The organism is Sphingomonas sp. Ell38C01 (assembly GCF_055231975.1).
The window spans coordinates 1,639,122-1,655,648 of the sequence record NZ_JBUYVA010000001.1 but is presented as its reverse complement, the minus strand read 5'-3'; the positions used below and the strand labels follow the sequence as shown (position 1 = coordinate 1,655,648).

Here is a 16,527-nt window from a genome sequence, read left to right as displayed (position 1 = left end):
CGTCGAAACGGCGTATCGAGAGGCCGTTCCCAGTGGCAAGCCTCTCGATACGGGCTGTCGACTTCGCTCGAGGCCTACGCGAGACGAACGGGCAGGAGCAGAGCAGGTCGCTTTCGCTGAATGTCGATCCACCCCTAGTCCGCCCGATACGCCATCGTCACCCGCCCGCCCGCAGGCACCGATACCCGCCACGTCGCCACCCCGTCGATCGCCACCAGCGCCACATCCTCGCCGACGATCTTCGCGCCCGCCCCGCCGACCTGCACGTCGAGCGCCACCGCGGCCGCGTTCGCGTTGCTCGCGGTCACCATCCACCGCCGCGTCCCGGCCGCCGCCTGCTCGACCAGCACCTGCGCGCTCCGCCCCGCGCCGACGCGCACCGTCTGCCCCTCGGCCGTATCCTCGATCCGTCCCGTCCCCAGCAGCAGCCGATCGCCCCCGCGCCGCGCGTACAGCGCAGTCGACCCCGACGGCAGCGCGAGCCCCAGCCCCGCCTCCGTCCGGTTGCGCATCACCAGTTCGATGCGCGCGGGCGTCGGCGGCAGCACCTGCCCCGGATACACGCCAAGCCGGTAGCGCCGCTCGAACGGCACCCCCGCCCGCGCCAGCAACGCCACCTGCTTCTGCGCGCGCGGCGCGACCGTCACCCGCTCCGGCACGCGGTACAGCTTCACGTCGCCCAGGTCCTCGGGCGGCGGCGGTGGGGGCGGGGGCGGTGGGGGAGCGGGCGCCGCGGCCATCGCCATCGGCGCGCGCATCAGCGATCCCGTGACGACGATGTCCTCCATCGGCTCCGCTCGCTTCGCCTTCAGATCCGACGTCGTCGTTCCCAGCGGATAGCATTGCAGCCGCAACTGCCCGACGCGCTCGCGATACGCCGCCTCCGCCGTGCGGTTGAGCCGCCCCGCCACCGCGCTCACCTCCGCACCCGCGAACGCCTGCGGGTTGGCGTTCGCCAGCGTCATCCACGCGAACAGGTCCAGCGTCCGCCCGTCCGCCGCCAGCGTCGCGACATAGCTCGCGCTCCAGTCGAACCCGCTCGCCAGGTACGACAGCGTCACCGTCGCCACCCGCGCCGCGGGCGTCACCGTCGCCACGCTCAGCACCGGCTTCGCCGACAGCCCCGCCGGCACGCCGGCAAACCGCACGCCCTCCGCCAGCCCCGAACACCGCAGCGTCTCGATCCCGGCGGGGGTCTTCAAAACCACACCCTGCCCCGGCCCCGCCACCAGCGTCGCCGTCTCCATCCGCACCGCTCCCGTCGCGCGATCGGTCCGCGTCAGCGTCACCTGCCGCCCCAGCGTCCCGTCGATCAGCGACGCGGGCGACAGCAGCCGCGCGTCGCGGTTCTTCTCCAACGTCCCGCCGGGCAGCCCCTCGACGATCGCGCTTACCGGCACGATCCCCTCCGCCACGCCCTCGAACCGCAGCGTCGCCGGGCCGCGCGGCAACCGCACCCGTCGCGTCTCGGTGACCAGCGCGAACCCGCCCAGCCAGCGCAGGTCGATCGCAACGTCACGATAGCGCGACGGGTTCCGATACACCGTCACCGCCACGCGGTCGGGCGCGGGCGACACCACGACCGCCTCCTGCGCGATCGCAGGCGCAGCGATCGCCGCCGCGACCAGCGCCAGCACCCGGCGCATCACCAGCGCGTGTCGAACGTCGCGGTCACCACCGCCTCGCCGTTCGCGGGCACCGGCACCTGCCACACCGCGGTCCCTGCATCGCGCCGTTCGCTCTTGCGGCTCTCCTCGATCACCCGCGTATCCGCCCAGTCCAGTCCCGCCTGCGCCAGTTCCACCGTCACTCCCGCCGCCTTTGCGTTGGTCAGCGTATAGCGCATGCTCGTCCGCCACCGGTCACCCCCCATCCGCGTCCGCGACACGACGACGGGCAGCACCTTCACGTCGAACGCATCGCCGGTGACGAGCGCGATCCGGGACCCCTGCGGCGTATGGTCGATCCGGTTCTCCCCGGTGAACTGCGGTTGCCCGCGCGCGTCGCGGACATAGACGCGGATCGTCCCAGCGGGCAGCGCGTCGCCCAGCCCCGCCCCCGCAGCATTGGCGAAGCGCAGCACGCTCTGTGCGCTGCGCGGCTCGGTCGCGCTCGCGTTCCATTCGTTGCGGAACTGGTATCCCGACGATGCCGCCCCGCCCTTCAGGTCGAGGAAGCTCACCTGCTTGGTCTGCTTGTCCGCGATCGTCGTGCGCATCGCGAGCGGATAGAGGTAGAAGTCGCCCAGCTGCTCGCGCGCCGATGTCTCGGTCCCCGCCTGCCGGATCCGCCCGGCCGGGCGGCGCGGCTGCGGGCGATACTGATACTGGTCGGTCTGCGGGTCGCTCGCCACCTCCCCCGCGACGAGCAGCGTCTTCGCGTTCGCGAACGTCGTCCCGCTCGTGTTCTTCAGCGTCACCCAGCCCTGCAGGTCGATCGTGCCCGCCTTCTGGTCGTACAGCGCGACATAGTCCGCGCTCCACCCGATCCCGCGCGTCAGGTAAGAGAGCGTCGCAGGCCGCGTCCCGCCGCGCGTGCTCGCCAGCGTCACCGACAGCGTCGGCCGCGCGCGCAGAGACTCGGGCACCCGGTCGAACACCGCGCGTACCGGCAATCCATCGTCGCGCAGCACCTCGATACGCTCGCCGATCTGGAGCACCACGCCACCGTTCACCGCCAGCACCTTCGCCCGCTCGCGCGTCTCCGCGCCGGTCGCGGGATTGGTCCGCACCAGCGTGATCGTCTCGCCCACCGCCTTTTCCATCAGGCTGGTCGGGCTCAGCAGGTCGTAATCGAAATTCTGCTCGACGATGCTCGCGTCCGCCACCTCGAGCGATACCGTCTCCGGCCGGATCTGTGCGCTCACGTCGGGGAAGGTCTGACGCACCCGCCCATTGTCGAGCGCCAGCGCCCGCACGTCCTGCACCAGCGCGACATCGTTGGTGTAGATGGTGACCGAGACGTCGCCCTGCGCGCTCGCGGGAGCGCCGGGCGTCACCTGCGTCGGCGCTTCCTGCGCCCCTGCCCCCGCCGGCAGCATCAGCGCCGCCCATCCCAGAAGGTGCCCGCGCATCCACCGTCTCCTTCGGCCTCGTCTTCGTCCGCTATGCCCGACGCGACCGCCAGCGACAATGCGCAACCCTCTGGCGTCAACCCTGGCTGCGGGTTTAGGTTAGTCCGCCAACCGCCCTGGATTCATACCGGATGTTCGATCCCCGCCGCGTTCCCCACCCGGACAGTTCGACCGACCGCGGTGAGCGGCGCGCGGTCGTCGGCTGGTCGCACGCCGACCTCCCGCTCGGTATCGACCTGACGATCGAGACGACGCGCTCGCAGGTCGGGCTGGAGAACGGCCGGGTCGAGCATTGCCACTTGGTGATGACCGACAACCAAGCGCTCCTCCTCGCGCGCTATCTCCTTCACGTCACCGGCCAGACGATCGCGGACCCGCCCCCGCCCGCTCGCGGCTGGCGGGCCCTGCTGTCCCGAAAACCGTAAAACCGGACTTGATCCGCGGTCCCGCGTCTTCTGCCCGCCGTATCAAAGGATGCGTCACCCCGGCTCAAGGCCGGGTGACGCGTGGGAACTCCGCCCCTAATTCCCGCTCATCCGCCACGCCACGCCGCCCAGCTTCGCCGCCAGCGCCGGCAACCCCGGCCGCACCAGCAGCCAGTCGCGGATCGCCGCCCCCTCGTCCGCGCCGATCACCTTCTTGTACCCACTGTCGCCGGCGCCCCAGTCGACATGCGTGACGCCGCGCGCCACCGCCTCGGACAGGTTGCGCCAGTACAGCAGCTTGCCCGGCGAATGCTTCGCGAACGCGGGATCGTAGCTGTTGGCGATCGCATATTTCAGCGCGCCCGCATCGATGTCGAACGAGAACGCCGCGGGCTTGCCCGCCACCCGCAGCAACGCCGCGCGAAACATCCCCGCCAGCACCGGATCGTTCGAGGCCGCGCGCCAGAACGCCCCGTGCCCGCCTTGCGTGAACTTCGCGTCGCTGCCGTCGGTTCGCGCTGCGATCCAGCTCGCCTCCTCGATCGCCGCCATCGCGTCGAACGCCTCCGCCCAGTCCTTCCCGCTCACGAACGACCAGTCGAGCGCGCCATGCGCCGCCAGATGCTTCTCGTGGAACCGGTTCTTGCGCAGCGTCGAGTTGCGCGGCCATATCCCCTCCGCCTGCTGCGCCGCCATGTCGAGCATGTGGCTGGTCGCGACGTAGCGCGGCACCGCCGCCCATCCCCGCGCCCGTGCCGCCGCGATCAGCGGCATCGCGTTGACGTCGCCATCATAGACCGGCCCGATCCGCAGCACCGATACCGTCCTGGCCAGCGTCGCCAGCGCCACCTCGAGCGAATCCTCCCCCGCCGCCGCGGACATCGCGAACCCGCGGAACGGCCAGAAGCAGCCCGGCACCGCCACCAGCCCCAGCGCCGCCGGCCCCTTCGCGACGAACGGAATCGCGATCACCGGCACGCCCTCGGCCTCGACGACCAGCGTCCGCGCCGCGCCGCCATAGGAGGCCAGCGCTGCGGCGTACCATTGATAGCGCAGGAAGCGGTGCGTCTCCGCCCCGCCGTCCGCCACCGCGTCGATCGCGGACGACAGCCCGTCGACAACGGCGGCCGTAACGGTGCGCGGCAACCGGGCGAAGCCGTCGAGGGAAAGCGGTCTGCTCATGATCCGCCCGGCTATACGCGCAACGCGTTACCGCGATGTTTCGAGCATGCGCATGTTGCGATGCAAAACGGGCAGGCGTAGACGTAGCGTCATGTCGGCCACCCAGTTCGCCCCAGCGGTCTCGACGATCGCCCAGACGATCCAGCTGTCGCTGACGCCGATCTTCATGCTGACCGCGATCGGCCAACTGCTCAACGTCGTGGTCGGCCGGCTCGCACGCGTGGTCGATCGGGCCCGGACGCTCGAACAGCTTCACCCCCGCTCGACCGGGCCGGAGCGCGATCGCTACGTCTGGGAGCTGCGACTGCTGGATCGGCGCATCACGATCATCAACGCCGCGCTGTTCCTGGCGGTCGTCAGCGGGGTGCTCACCTGCATCGTCGTCGCGCTGATGTTCGTCGCGGAACTCGTCCATCTCAAGATCGGACGCTATGTCGCGTTCGCCTTCGTCGCCGCGACGATCATGCTCATCGCCAGCCTGGTCGCGTTCATGATCGAGGTCCGCGTCTCGCTGCGCGCGATCCACGTCCGGGCCGAACTGCTCGAACAGGACATGGCGTGATCGAAAGGCGCGCGTTGCAGGCGGTCGTCGCATTCGCCTGCCTCGTCCCGCTCGTCACCGGCGCGATGGGCATTCTTCACGGCCCCGCGTCGTTCGGCCACGCGGCGGTGATCCCGGTCGATCTCGACAGCCATTTCCGCTACGTCTCGGGCATTTTCTTCGGCGTCGGAATCGCGTTCGCCACCTGCATTCCCGCGATCGAGACGAAGGGCCCCCGGTTCCGGCTGCTCGGCGCGCTCGTCGTGATGGGCGGGCTGTCGCGTCTGGTGTCGCTCGTCGCGGTCGGTGTGCCGTCGACCGGCCACCTCTTCGGGCTGGCGATGGAACTGGGCGTCGTCCCCTGCCTGATGGCGTGGCAGGCGGCCGTCGCCCGCCGATGCCGCTGAACGAACGCGCGGCGCCGGCGTTGACGCGCGACGCCATCGTCCCGATCCGTCTCCTTTTCCGTTCGTGTCGGACGAGGGCCGGCAGGACCGCCCCCCGCCTAAGGATCACCCGGTGCCCCTCATCCTGAAGATTATCGGCGGCATGCTGCTGTTCCTGATCGTCGCGCTGCTGATCGCGATCACGGTCGTTCCCCGCTTCCTCGACCGCATCTATTATGAAGGCCCGGACTCGGACCATTACGACGGGGAGCGGTTCCATAACCCCGATGGCGACGCCGACACGCTGCGGATGCCTGCCCAGTCCGGCGGCCGTGCGGGCTTCTTCTGGCGCTACCTCACCGGCAGCGACGGTCGTCCGCCCTGGCCCGACAGCGTCCCCGTCACGCCCGCGAAGCCGGAAGCAAGCATCGCGGGTGAGCGCATGGTCGTCACCTGGGTCGGCCACGCCTCGGTGCTGGTCCAGACACAGGGGCTCAACATCCTGACCGATCCCGTCTGGGCGGATCGCGCGGGCCCGCTCGGGTTCGGCCCGAAACGCGTCGCGCAGCCCGGCATCCGGCTGGAAGACCTGCCGAAGATCGATCTGATCCTCGTCAGCCACAACCATTACGACCATCTCGACAAGGCGACGCTCAAGCGCCTGTGGGAGCGAGACCGTCCGCGCATCGTCACCAGCCTCGGCAACGACAGCGTGATCGGGCAGACCGGCGCGCAGGCGACCGCGCTCGACTGGGGCCAGCGCGTCGAGGTCGCACCCGGGGTCGCGGTCGCGGTCACCCGCAACCACCATTGGGGCAGCCGCTGGTTCACCGATCGCAACCGTGCGCTCTGGTCCAGCTTCGTGGTGACGTTGCCCGACGGCAACCTGTTCTTCGCTGGCGACACGGGGCTCGGCGATGGTCGCTGGCCGGCAGAGGCCGCGGCGCTCGGTCCGATCCGCCTGGCACTGATCCCGATCGGCGCGTTCCGCTTCGTCCCCGGGCAGATGGGGTCTGGCAGCCATATCGGCCCGGTCGACGCGATCCGCGTGTTCGATCGCCTCGGCGCCGCGCACGCGATCCCGATCCACTGGGGCACCTTCCGCCTCAGCTACGAGCAGTACGATACCCCGCCGAAGATGCTCGATGCACTCCTGCGATGCACCGGCGGCGACCCCGCCCGCTTCGCCCCCGCGACGATCGGCGTACCCGTCGAGGTTCCGGCCTATTCGGCACCGACCCATCGCCCGGACGAAGCCCGACTGGCGACCTGCGCGAAGGCGCCCGAGATCGCGGCACTCCCATAGCTCCCGAACGTCACCCCGGACTTGGTCCGGGATGACGGACCACCTACGCCTTCGTCGCCGCGCAAGCGCCCGTCCGCTTGGACTGCAACCGCGTCGTCATCGTGCTGGCCCCGCCCCCACCGGCCGCCACGCGCCGGATCATCGCGGTCAGGTCTACCGCGGTCGAGGAATAGCTGCCCTTTTGCACCACCTCGATCCGCGAGCCGTCGGGCGAGGAACAGGCCATCGTCGCGTTCAGCTGGCCGCCCTTCATGGAGAATCGCGCGAAGCGGCAACCCTGCGCCTGTCCCGACGACAGGTCGCCGAACACCGGCCGGTCCGCGCGTTCGGGCGTCAGGCAGGCGCTGTCGGTCTGCTTGCGGCCGATCTGCTGTTTCAGCGCCTCCGCCATGCCCGCAGGCGCCCCGGGCGCCTCGAGCGATACCAGTTCGGTCGTCGTCTCCCACTGACCCGGCTCGGGCTTCTCGATCCCCTTCGACGCGGTCGCGACCTCCTCGATCGACGCGTTGGTCAGCTCCACCCCGCGATCGCACGCCGCCAGCGCGAACGCGGCCATCAGCACCGCGCGCTTCACGACACCGCGCCCGGCTTGAGCAGGTCGAGCACCGCCGCGGTCATGGCCACCGCGCCGGTCGTCACCACCGGCTCGGGCGAGATCCTGAACAGCGGCGAATGGTGCGACGGCACCGGCGGCCCGCCCGCCTTCGCCGCGTCGAATGCCGCCTGCGGCGTGCCCCCGACCGAGAAATAATAGCCCTTCACGCCCGTGTCGGGCCGGACCAGATAGGCGAAGTCCTCCGCCCCCATCCCCTTCTGCTCGAACGGGATCACCCGCGGCTGGCCCAGCGTCTGGACCATCACCGCGTTCAGCCGCCGGGCGAGCGCGGCATCGTTGATCGTCGTCGGCGTGCCCTCCGTCACGGTCACCACCGGCATCTTGTCCGCGGGCATCCCGTTGAGTTCGCCGATGCCCAGCGCGACCCGCTTGATCCCCGCGATCAGCTTCGCGCGCGTCGCCTCGTCATTGGCGCGCACCGTCACCTGCAACTTCGCCTGGTCGGAGATGATGTTGTGCTTCAGTCCCGCATGGAAGCTGCCGACGGTGATGACGCCGGGATCGAGCGGCATCCGCTCGCGGCTGATGAGCCCCTGCAACGCGATCACCAGCTGCGACGCCATATAGACCGGGTCCTTGCCCGCATGCGGGCTCGCGCCGTGCGCGCCGATGCCGGGCACCGTGATGTCGACCGAGTCGGACGACGAATACTGAATCCCCTCGGACGCCGAGACGGTCCCCGCCAGCCCTTCCGAATTGCTGTGCAGCGCCAGCGCATATTGCGGCTTGGGAAAACGGGTATACAGGCCGTCCTTCAGCATCGCCTCCGCCCCGCCGACGCGCTCCTCCGCGGGCTGGACGATGAACACCACCGTCCCCTTCCACCGGTCCTTCAGCGCCGCCAGCCGCCGCGCGGTCGCCACCATCGCGACGATGTGCGTATCGTGCCCGCATGCGTGCATCACCGGCGTCTCGACCCCGTCGATGCCCACCTGCCGTACCTTGGAGGCATTGGGCAGCCCGGATTTCTCCTCGACCGGCAACCCGTCCATGTCCGCGCGCACCAGCACGACCGGCCCGGCGCCGTTCTTCATCACGCCGACCACCCCGGTGCCGCCGACCTTCTCGGTCACGACCATCCCGGCCACTTTGCGCAGTTCCGCTGCCATCCGCGCCGCGGTGTTCGTTTCCTTGAACGACAGCTCGGGGTTGCGGTGGAACCAGTCCCAAAGCTGCCCCAGGTCCTTGTCGTAATCCGCCTTCACCGCCGCGGCATAATCGGGCTCGGCCAGCGCAGGCGTCGCAAGGCACAGCGTCGCCGCGGCGGCGAGGAGAAGGTGGCGCATCGATCGGGTCCCCTGTAATTTGGGAACAGCATAACCGCCTGCCCGCACGATGCCAGCGCGGACATGACCCGCCCTCCGTCATCCCAGCTTTCGCGGGGATGACGGCGTTCAATCGACGAACGCGCGCTCGATCACATACCGCCCCGGATTGGCGTTCGACCCTTCGTCGAACCCCAGCGATTCCAGCAGCGCCGCGGTTTCCTTTATCATCGCGGTGGAGCCGCACAGCATCACCCGGTCCCCCTCGGGATCGAATGCCGCCGGTCCCGTCAGCGGCTGCGCGAACAGCCGCCCGCTCTCGATCAGCGCGGGAATCCGCCCCGTCGTGTGGAACGCCTCGCGCGTCACCGCCGGGATATAGTGGAACTGGAGCAGCGCCTCCTCGTGCACCAGCGGATCGCCCGCCAGCTGCGCGGTCAGCTCGTCGCGCCACGCCAGATCGCTCACCCGGCGCACGCCGTGGACGATCACCACCTGCTCGAACCGCTGATACACCTCCGGGTCGCGCGCCAGGCTCAGGAACGGCGCCAGCCCCGTCCCCGTCGACAGCATGAACAGGCGCTTCCCGCCCAGTAGCGCATCGCACACCAGCGTGCCGGTGGGCTTCTTGCCCAGATACAGCTGGTCGTCCGCATGGATCGCCTGCAACCGTCCCGTCAGCGGCCCCTCGGGCACCTTGATCGACAGGAACTCCAGCTCGTCGGACCAGGCCGGGCTCGCGATCGAATAGGCGCGCATCACCGGGCGGGCGCCCTCTTCCAGCCCCGGCAGACCGAGCATCACGAACTCGCCCGAGCGGAACCGGAACGACGCGGGCCGATCGACCGCGAAGCTGAACAGATGCTCGTTCCAATGCTTCACCCACCGCACGGTGACGCTCTGGAACGCGACATGCTCCGGGATCAGTGCCGGCGCGCGGACATGCATGTTCAACCCTTCTACTCCGTCATCCAAGTCGTTGCTGCGCTGCGGCACGACGCTGTGCCGCTACCTGCGAACCGCCGGCGCGGCAACCGCTGTCACGAACCGGTGCGCTGCCCAGACACTTTCTGCGATCCGATCGCAATAGAGTTTAGCTTGCCCTCGCTCAACCATGCATTGTCGAGCGCGGCGCCCGCGACCATATTCCAGCGCGATGGCCATCCAGATCCGTACCACCCTCGCCGAGCCCGAAACGGGGCAGAGCTTCGTCCCCCACCGCCCCGCGCGCCCCCAAAAGGCCGAAGGCGGCCGGCGCTTCACACTGACCAGCGAATACCAGCCCTCGGGCGACCAGCCGACCGCGATCCGCGAGCTTGCCGAGGCCGCACGCACCGGCGAGCGCGACCAAGTCCTGCTCGGCGTCACCGGCTCGGGCAAGACGTTCACGATGGCCAGCGTCATACAGGAGCTTCAGCGCCCCGCGCTCATCCTCGCCCCGAACAAGATCCTGGCCGCACAGCTCTACGGCGAGATGAAATCGTTCTTCCCGAACAACGCGGTCGAATATTTCGTCAGCTATTATGATTACTATCAGCCCGAGGCCTATGTCGCGCGCTCGGACACGTACATCGAGAAGGAAAGCTCGGTGAACGAATCAATCGACCGGATGCGCCATTCCGCCACCCGCGCGCTGCTGGAGCGCGACGACGTCATCATCGTCGCCTCGGTGTCGTGTCTCTACGGCATCGGCTCGGTCGAAACCTATTCCGCGATGATCTTCGACCTGAAGAAAGGTCAGACCGTCGACCAACGCGAGATCGTCCGCAAGCTCGTCGCGCTCCAGTACAAGCGCAACGACGCCGCGTTCCAGCGCGGCAACTTCCGCGTGAAGGGCGACACGCTCGAGATCTTCCCGTCGCATTACGAGGATTCGGCGTGGCGCGTCTCGTTCTTCGGCGACGATATCGAAGAGATCGTCGAATTCGATCCGCTCACCGGCCGCAAGATCGCCAGCCTCGACTATGTCCGCATCTACGCGAACAGCCACTACGTCACTCCCGGCCCGACGCTCAAGCAGGCGACCGAGGCGATCAAGCACGAGCTGGCCGAGCGCCTCAAGGAGCTCGTCATGGAGGGCAAATTGCTCGAGGCGCAGCGGCTGGAGCAGCGCACCAATTTCGATCTCGAGATGATCGCCGCCACCGGCAGCTGCTCGGGGATCGAGAATTACAGCCGCTTCCTCACCGGCCGCCTCCCCGGCGAGCCGCCCCCCACGCTGTTCGAATATCTCCCGGAAAACGCGCTGCTGTTCGTCGACGAGAGCCATGTCACGATCGGCCAGATCAACGGCATGTCGCGCGGCGATCATCGGCGCAAGATCACGCTCGCCGAATACGGCTTCCGCCTGCCCTCCGCGATCGACAACCGCCCGTTGCGCTTCAACGAGTGGGAGGCGATGCGCCCGCAAACCACCTATGTCTCCGCCACGCCGGGCGCCTGGGAGATGGAGCAGACCGGCGGCGTCTTCGCCGAACAGGTCATCCGCCCCACCGGCCTCATCGATCCGCCTGTCGAGATCCGCCCGGTCGAGGAACAGGTCCAGGACCTAATCCAGGAATGCAAGAAGACCACCGAGGCCGGCTACCGCACCCTCGTCACCACGCTCACGAAGCGGATGGCAGAGGACCTGACCGAGTACATGCACGAGGCGGGGCTCAAGGTCCGCTACATGCACTCCGACGTCGAGACGCTGGAACGCATCGAACTGATCCGCGACCTCCGGCTCGGCGTCTACGACGTCCTGATCGGCATCAACCTGCTGCGCGAAGGGCTAGACATCCCCGAATGCGGCCTCGTCGCGATCCTCGATGCGGACAAGGAGGGCTTCCTGCGCAGCGAAACCTCGCTGATCCAGACGATCGGCCGCGCCGCGCGCAACGTCGACGGCCGTGTCATCCTCTACGCCGATCGCATCACCGGCTCGATGGAGCGCGCGATGAACGAGACGCAGCGCCGGCGCGAAAAACAGATCGCCTACAACACCGAACACGGCATCACCCCGCAGACGATCCGCCGCAACATCGGCGACATCATCGCCCACGTCGCCAGCAAGGACCAGGTCACCGTCGAGATCGACGAGGACCGCCCCCACATGGTCGGCCACAATCTGCGCGCCTATATCGAGGATCTCGAAAAGCAGATGCGCAAGGCCGCGTCCGACCTCGAATTCGAAACCGCCGGCCGCCTCCGCGACGAAATCCGCGCGCTCGAGCAGGAGGAACTGGGCCTCCCGGTCGACCAGCAGAAGCTGCCGATCATGGGGCGGTCGAACGAGGGCAAGCCGGGGACGCGCAAGACGCGCTACGGGAAAAGTCAAAAGGCGCGGATGGGCGGAGCGCGCGGTCGCTGATCCTCACTGCGCCCGCGGGCGTTGACGGCCAATGGCGATGGGACCGTCTTGCGCCCCATCGCCCTCGCGGATCGGGGATCGGGGATCAGGAATTCCGCGCGCTGGTAACGGCGGTGTCGAAGTGATCGCCCGCACGAACCGTGCACGCATCGACCGCCACCGGGACGATCCGCGCATCGTCGAAGATCTTCTCGGTCGTCACCTTCTTGCCGTGCCGCAGACTGGTATCGATCGCGATGCCCTCCGGCCGGACCTTGACCAGCGCGTCGGCCGTCGCGCGGCAGACGACGGTGCGTTCGGCCGCACCGCTCTTGACGAGCGCGACGTCCGCCATCCCGTTCGACAGCGGCACCCGCGCCTCCTGAGCGACCCAAGGTGCGGCCGATGCACCGGTTGCTACCAGAATGCCGGAAAATGCAACGATACCCATCATGACCTTGTTCATCTCAACCTCCATTATGTGAGCTTGGACCAGTAAAACGCCCCTGAAAAATGCTGGTTTCATGGCCGAAACGACATGACGATAATGTCATGCGGCGTTCAGTCGTGCGTCACGCTGCGGCGGCAGATACGGTCGACGGCTGTGCGGTCGCGACATGAACGGTCGGCAACCGTTCAGCCACCCGCGCGTACACACCACGCGCATGTTCCGAACCCCGCCCGCCGAGCGCCTGACAGGCGCCATGCTCGCCATCCTCGTCCAGGCGGCGATCGGCTATGCGTTGTTCGCCGGTCTCGCGATGCAGCGTCCCGCGGTCGTGACCGAAGCCCTCACGCTCTTCCGCGTCCTCCCGGACCAGCCCCCACCAAGCGACAGGCCGATCCCGCCGCCGAAGCGAGTCCACCGCCCGACCGGCGCAGCCGCTCCGCCCAACCTGCGCTCGCAGGCAACCGAGGTCGTCGCGCCGATTCCCGTCATCCCGCTCCCCGCGCCGCCGGTCGTCGTCACGCTGACGCCTGCAACCGGCGCGCAGGCGATCGCGGGTGCCAGCGATCGCGCGGGGCCCGGCACCGGCGCGGGCGGCATCGGCAATGGCCCCGGCGCGGGGGACTATGGCGACGGGAACGGCAACGACACCGAGACGCCACCACGCTGGCGCAAGGGCCGCCTGAAGATGTCGGACAGCCCGCTCCCCGACGACGACACTTCAATCGAGCGCACCGTCGGCGTTCGCTACACCGTCACCGAACAGGGCCGAGTCACGAGCTGCCGCATCACCCGTTCGAGCGGCGCGCCATCGCTCGACCAGACGACGTGTCGCCTGATCGAGCAACGCTTCCGCTACGACCCCGCCCGCGATGGCGACGGGCACCCGGTTGCTTCGACGATCGTCGAGAACCACATTTTCGTCAGCGAGGTCGCGCCACCGCCCGACCGCTGACCATCGGTCAGTCCTTCAGGCCCGCGGGCACCGTCCCGCCATTCTTCTCCAGCTCGCGCATCACCGCCTTGTGCAGCCAGATGTTCATCTCCGCCGACCCGTCCTTCGCGCCGGTATATCCGAGTTCGCCCGCCAGCTCCTTGCGGTTGTCGAGCGACGAATCGAGCCCGAGCAGCTTCATCAGGTCGACGATCGACGTCCGCCAGTTGAGATCGGGATTGCCCCTGTCCGACGCGATCTTCATCAGAACCGCCTCGACATCCACCGGCTGCGAAGGCGCGGGTGCAGCCGGGGCCGCGGTCGGCTCCGCCTGCGTCGTCTGCGGATGCGCGGCAGGCGCAGGTGCAGGCGTAGCCGGCGTCGGTGCAGGAGCCGGTTTCGCACCCCCGCCGAACTGTCCGCCCAGCGGCCCGCTCGTGCCGAAAATCGCGTCCTTGATCTTGCCGAAGATACTCATGTCACGCTCTCCCTTGAGGACATCCGTTTCACCCCGCCGACAGATCCTCGCTGCCGACCGAGTAGTAGCTCGCGACGCGATCGGCATAGGCCTGATCGAACACCGGCGCGTTGTTCGCCCAGCTCGGTCCGCCTTCCAGGACGCGGCGGTCGATCGTCACGACGTACAGGTCGCGGACGAGGTCGAACTGGAGCAGTTCGAACGGCAGCGGGTAGAAGCTCTTGCCCATCCCCAGGAACCCGCCGAGGCTCAGCACCGCATGCGTCACGCGCCCGCTGTTCTTGTGGACCATGAAGGCATGCACGCTGCCCACCGAATCGCCGTCGCGGCTCTCGATCTTCATGGTGCCCGCGATGTTGGTCTGGACGAGTTGCTGGGTCGGGGTCTGCGGGTCTGACATCATCGGCTCCTGTGCGTTCGGGCGATGAAGCGAACGGCGCGCGCGCCGGTTCCGGTTGAGCCGACGCCGCCGATCCCGCATAGCCGTGCGATGCGCTTTCCGCCCCGCTCCGCCAGCCGCCCCCGCGCGCTTCTCGCGATCGCCTGCCTCGCCTGCGCCGTCGCCGGGTGCGTCGCCAAGCCCGAACCCGTGCCGCAGCCCGCGCCGCCGCCTACCCTCCCGCTCCCCGCACCCGCGCCCGCCCCGCTCGCCGCGGACTGGCGCGACTGGCCGCAGACGCCCGGCACCTGGACCTATGGAAAGGACGCGCGCGGCTCACGCGCGATGTTCGGCACCGCGGGCGCCGACGCGCGTCTCGTCCTGCGTTGCGACATGGCGGAGCGCCGCGTCTACTTCTCGCGCGCCGGGGATGTCCGTACTCCGCTGACGATCCGCACCACCAGCACTGCACGCACGCTCCCGGTCCAGCCGACCGGCGGCACGCTGCCTTATGTCGCGACCCCGCTCGCCGCCGCGGACCCGCTGCTCGACGCGATGGCGTTCAGCCGTGGGCGGTTCGTGGTCGAGCAGGCCGGGGTCGCCCCCGTCGTCGCGCCCGCCTGGGCCGAGGTCGGCCGAGTGACGGAGGATTGCCGCGGCTGAATCGCATCGGCGGCGGGGCAGGATCGTCGTGCAAAGATCGTTTGAATACAAGTCTTGTATCGCCCCCGCCCACCGCGCACATTGCATCCGTGGCCGACGCTGGCCACGCTTGTTATCAACCAGCGAAAGGAGGTGATCCGATGTCTCATGGTTCAGCAGTGAGTTCGGTTCGGTTCGTTCGGGGGACGCGCCGCTAGAGGCCGAGGGCCGGGCGCGGGAGGTATTTTCCTCCAGCAAACGCGCATCGGCCGCAGGCACGCGGTTCGCATGGTCCTCCGGGCTGGAGCTTTCCGGCCGCTGACCATGTCTGGGGGTTGTCGGACGGTCCTTGCGGGGATCGTCCGACAACCTCTTTTCACGTGTGGCACCCGTCGGACCGACGGGGCGCCCTTCCCGACCCCCGCACCGTCGTCACCTCAACGAAGGCTGGGGTCGGTTCGTGCGGCGCGGCACGTCAGCCGCCAGAGATCCCGGCTTTCGCTGGGGTGACGGCGTATGTCGCCTGACCCCGCCCAGGCTTCCCATCACATTCCCGCCATCATCATGGCACGCGCCACACCCCCGCCATGATTGCGCCACGGCTCGTTCATCCGCCCGACAGGAACTGTTGCGCCGCAGCAACTACCCGTTCCAACCGTCGCAAAACACCGATTATTTGCCACGTGCAACGCAACATAGTTTGAGGTGCCGGGTTTGGAGTGACCTCGGACGGATCGGTCGACGCAGCGCGACCCGCCCCGGCCGGAGTAACGACAAAAGGCACATCCCATGCGTAAGATCACCCTCGCGGCCGCCGTTGCGGCTGCCACCTTCGCCGTCCCCGCGTTCGCGCAGGACATGTCCGCAGCCCCGGCAGACACGCAGACCACCGCCGAGACGCAGTCGACCGCAGCCCAGGCGCCCGACGGCAGCAAGGCGTTCGGGATCGAGCCGTATTTCGGCGTGATGGGCGGCTGGCAGGAGTTCGACAGCGAGCCGAACCGCGCCGGCATCACCGGCGGCACCCGCAACAACAAGCTGAACGGCAGCCTGATCGAGGGTCTGGCCGGCGTCAACGTCCCGCTCGGACCAGTGTTCGTCGGTGCCGAAGGCACCGTCGCCAAGGGCATCTCTGGCGATATCGACTGGCAGTATGGCGCGTTCGGTCGCTTCGGCGTCCGTGCGGGCGAGAGCGGGCTGATCTACGGCAAGGTCGGCTACCAGTGGGTGAACTTCGACAAGCGCGCCCCGACCAACCGCGATTTCCACGACATCGCGTTCGGTGCGGGCTTCGAGGTCGGCCCGAAGAGCATCGGCCTCGGCGGCATCACCGGCGAGAGCGGCTTCCGCCTGCGCGGCGAAGTCACCACGTTCGGCGACTTCCACAGCGTGCGCCCGATGCTCGGCATTGTGACGCACTTCTGATCGGGAATTTCCGCTAGGAGCAAAAGGGGCGGGTCGTCGTAGGACGGCCCGCCCTTTTGTCGTCCGGGAACAAAAGGCCTTCCGCGCACTGTCGCG

General features: G+C 68.7%; 17 protein-coding genes. 8 read left to right on the top strand and 9 right to left on the bottom strand.

Annotated elements, in window-relative coordinates:
- Window positions 1-134 precede the first annotated feature (134 nt).
- Window positions 135-1,646 carry a DUF4139 domain-containing protein gene (locus ACV7NO_RS07810; RefSeq protein ID WP_463405440.1) on the bottom strand — a complete coding sequence of 504 codons (1,512 nt, stop codon included), beginning with the start codon at window positions 1,644-1,646 and terminating at the stop codon, window positions 135-137.
- A complete protein-coding gene (locus ACV7NO_RS07805; RefSeq protein WP_463405439.1) occupies window positions 1,646-3,073 on the bottom strand; it encodes a DUF4139 domain-containing protein in 1,428 nt (475 codons plus the stop codon). Before ACV7NO_RS07805 ends, ACV7NO_RS07810 begins: the two co-directional genes overlap by 1 nt.
- Window positions 3,074-3,204: 131 nt before the next feature.
- Here ACV7NO_RS07805 and ACV7NO_RS07800 point away from each other — a divergent pair, with 131 nt between their 5' ends.
- Window positions 3,205-3,498 (top strand): hypothetical protein, encoded by a 294-nt coding sequence (locus tag ACV7NO_RS07800; RefSeq protein ID WP_463405438.1) that lies wholly within the window; start codon window positions 3,205-3,207, stop codon window positions 3,496-3,498.
- Window positions 3,499-3,594: 96 nt separating this feature from the next.
- Here ACV7NO_RS07800 and ACV7NO_RS07795 read toward each other — a convergent pair whose 3' ends face one another.
- A complete protein-coding gene (locus ACV7NO_RS07795; RefSeq protein ID WP_463405437.1) occupies window positions 3,595-4,680 on the bottom strand; it encodes a GNAT family N-acetyltransferase in 1,086 nt (361 codons plus the stop codon).
- A 91-nt stretch (window positions 4,681-4,771) separates the two neighbouring features.
- Here ACV7NO_RS07795 and ACV7NO_RS07790 point away from each other — a divergent pair, with 91 nt between their 5' ends.
- The 3 genes from ACV7NO_RS07790 to ACV7NO_RS07780 all read left to right on the top strand — a co-directional run bounded on the left by ACV7NO_RS07790 (window position 4,772) and on the right by ACV7NO_RS07780 (window position 6,913).
- Complete coding sequence (locus ACV7NO_RS07790; RefSeq protein WP_463405436.1) at window positions 4,772-5,242, top strand: DUF2721 domain-containing protein; 471 nt, start codon at window positions 4,772-4,774, stop codon at window positions 5,240-5,242.
- The gene (locus ACV7NO_RS07785) at window positions 5,239-5,628 is read left to right on the top strand and encodes a DUF4345 domain-containing protein (RefSeq protein ID WP_463405435.1); all 390 of its coding nucleotides are present in this window, start codon (window positions 5,239-5,241) and stop codon (window positions 5,626-5,628) included. The genes ACV7NO_RS07790 and ACV7NO_RS07785 overlap by 4 nt, the downstream gene beginning before the upstream one ends.
- Window positions 5,629-5,770: 142 nt before the next feature.
- Entirely contained in the window at window positions 5,771-6,913 is a 1,143-nt protein-coding gene (locus ACV7NO_RS07780) for an MBL fold metallo-hydrolase (RefSeq protein WP_463407306.1), read from the top strand.
- A 43-nt stretch (window positions 6,914-6,956) separates the two neighbouring features.
- Here ACV7NO_RS07780 and ACV7NO_RS07775 read toward each other — a convergent pair whose 3' ends face one another.
- From ACV7NO_RS07775 to ACV7NO_RS07765, 3 genes are all read right to left on the bottom strand, one after another.
- Complete coding sequence (locus ACV7NO_RS07775) at window positions 6,957-7,487, bottom strand: DUF3617 domain-containing protein (protein ID WP_463405434.1); 531 nt, start codon at window positions 7,485-7,487, stop codon at window positions 6,957-6,959.
- Window positions 7,484-8,815, bottom strand: a complete 1,332-nt coding sequence (locus tag ACV7NO_RS07770; RefSeq protein ID WP_463405433.1) for an amidohydrolase — start codon at window positions 8,813-8,815, stop codon at window positions 7,484-7,486. The genes ACV7NO_RS07775 and ACV7NO_RS07770 overlap by 4 nt, the downstream gene beginning before the upstream one ends.
- A gap of 108 nt (window positions 8,816-8,923) precedes the next feature.
- Window positions 8,924-9,742 carry a ferredoxin--NADP reductase gene (locus ACV7NO_RS07765; protein WP_463407305.1) on the bottom strand — a complete coding sequence of 273 codons (819 nt, stop codon included), beginning with the start codon at window positions 9,740-9,742 and terminating at the stop codon, window positions 8,924-8,926.
- A 208-nt stretch (window positions 9,743-9,950) separates the two neighbouring features.
- On the opposite strand from ACV7NO_RS07765, the gene uvrB reads away from it, so the two are divergent.
- Window positions 9,951-12,146, top strand: a complete 2,196-nt coding sequence (gene uvrB / locus ACV7NO_RS07760) for an excinuclease ABC subunit UvrB (protein ID WP_463405432.1) — start codon at window positions 9,951-9,953, stop codon at window positions 12,144-12,146.
- 85 nt (window positions 12,147-12,231) lie between these two features.
- On the opposite strand, the gene ACV7NO_RS07755 is transcribed toward uvrB, so the two are convergent.
- Entirely contained in the window at window positions 12,232-12,651 is a 420-nt protein-coding gene (locus ACV7NO_RS07755) for a hypothetical protein (protein ID WP_463405431.1), read from the bottom strand.
- Between the two features lie 178 nt (window positions 12,652-12,829).
- Between ACV7NO_RS07755 and ACV7NO_RS07750 the strand changes: the two genes are divergently transcribed.
- The gene (locus ACV7NO_RS07750; protein ID WP_463405430.1) at window positions 12,830-13,528 is read left to right on the top strand and encodes an energy transducer TonB; all 699 of its coding nucleotides are present in this window, start codon (window positions 12,830-12,832) and stop codon (window positions 13,526-13,528) included.
- Window positions 13,529-13,535: 7 nt separating this feature from the next.
- Here ACV7NO_RS07750 and ACV7NO_RS07745 read toward each other — a convergent pair whose 3' ends face one another.
- Both ACV7NO_RS07745 and ACV7NO_RS07740 read right to left on the bottom strand, forming a co-directional pair.
- Window positions 13,536-13,985, bottom strand: a complete 450-nt coding sequence (locus tag ACV7NO_RS07745) for a DUF3597 domain-containing protein (RefSeq protein WP_463405429.1) — start codon at window positions 13,983-13,985, stop codon at window positions 13,536-13,538.
- A gap of 28 nt (window positions 13,986-14,013) precedes the next feature.
- The gene (locus ACV7NO_RS07740; protein ID WP_463405428.1) at window positions 14,014-14,385 is read right to left on the bottom strand and encodes a PRC-barrel domain-containing protein; all 372 of its coding nucleotides are present in this window, start codon (window positions 14,383-14,385) and stop codon (window positions 14,014-14,016) included.
- 90 nt (window positions 14,386-14,475) lie between these two features.
- On the opposite strand from ACV7NO_RS07740, the gene ACV7NO_RS07735 reads away from it, so the two are divergent.
- Both ACV7NO_RS07735 and ACV7NO_RS07730 read left to right on the top strand, forming a co-directional pair.
- On the top strand, window positions 14,476-15,027 hold the full coding sequence (locus ACV7NO_RS07735; protein ID WP_463405427.1) for a hypothetical protein: 552 nt from the start codon (window positions 14,476-14,478) through the stop codon (window positions 15,025-15,027).
- Between the two features lie 768 nt (window positions 15,028-15,795).
- Complete coding sequence (locus ACV7NO_RS07730; RefSeq protein WP_463405426.1) at window positions 15,796-16,431, top strand: opacity protein; 636 nt, start codon at window positions 15,796-15,798, stop codon at window positions 16,429-16,431.
- The last annotated feature ends 96 nt before the right edge of the window (window positions 16,432-16,527 follow it).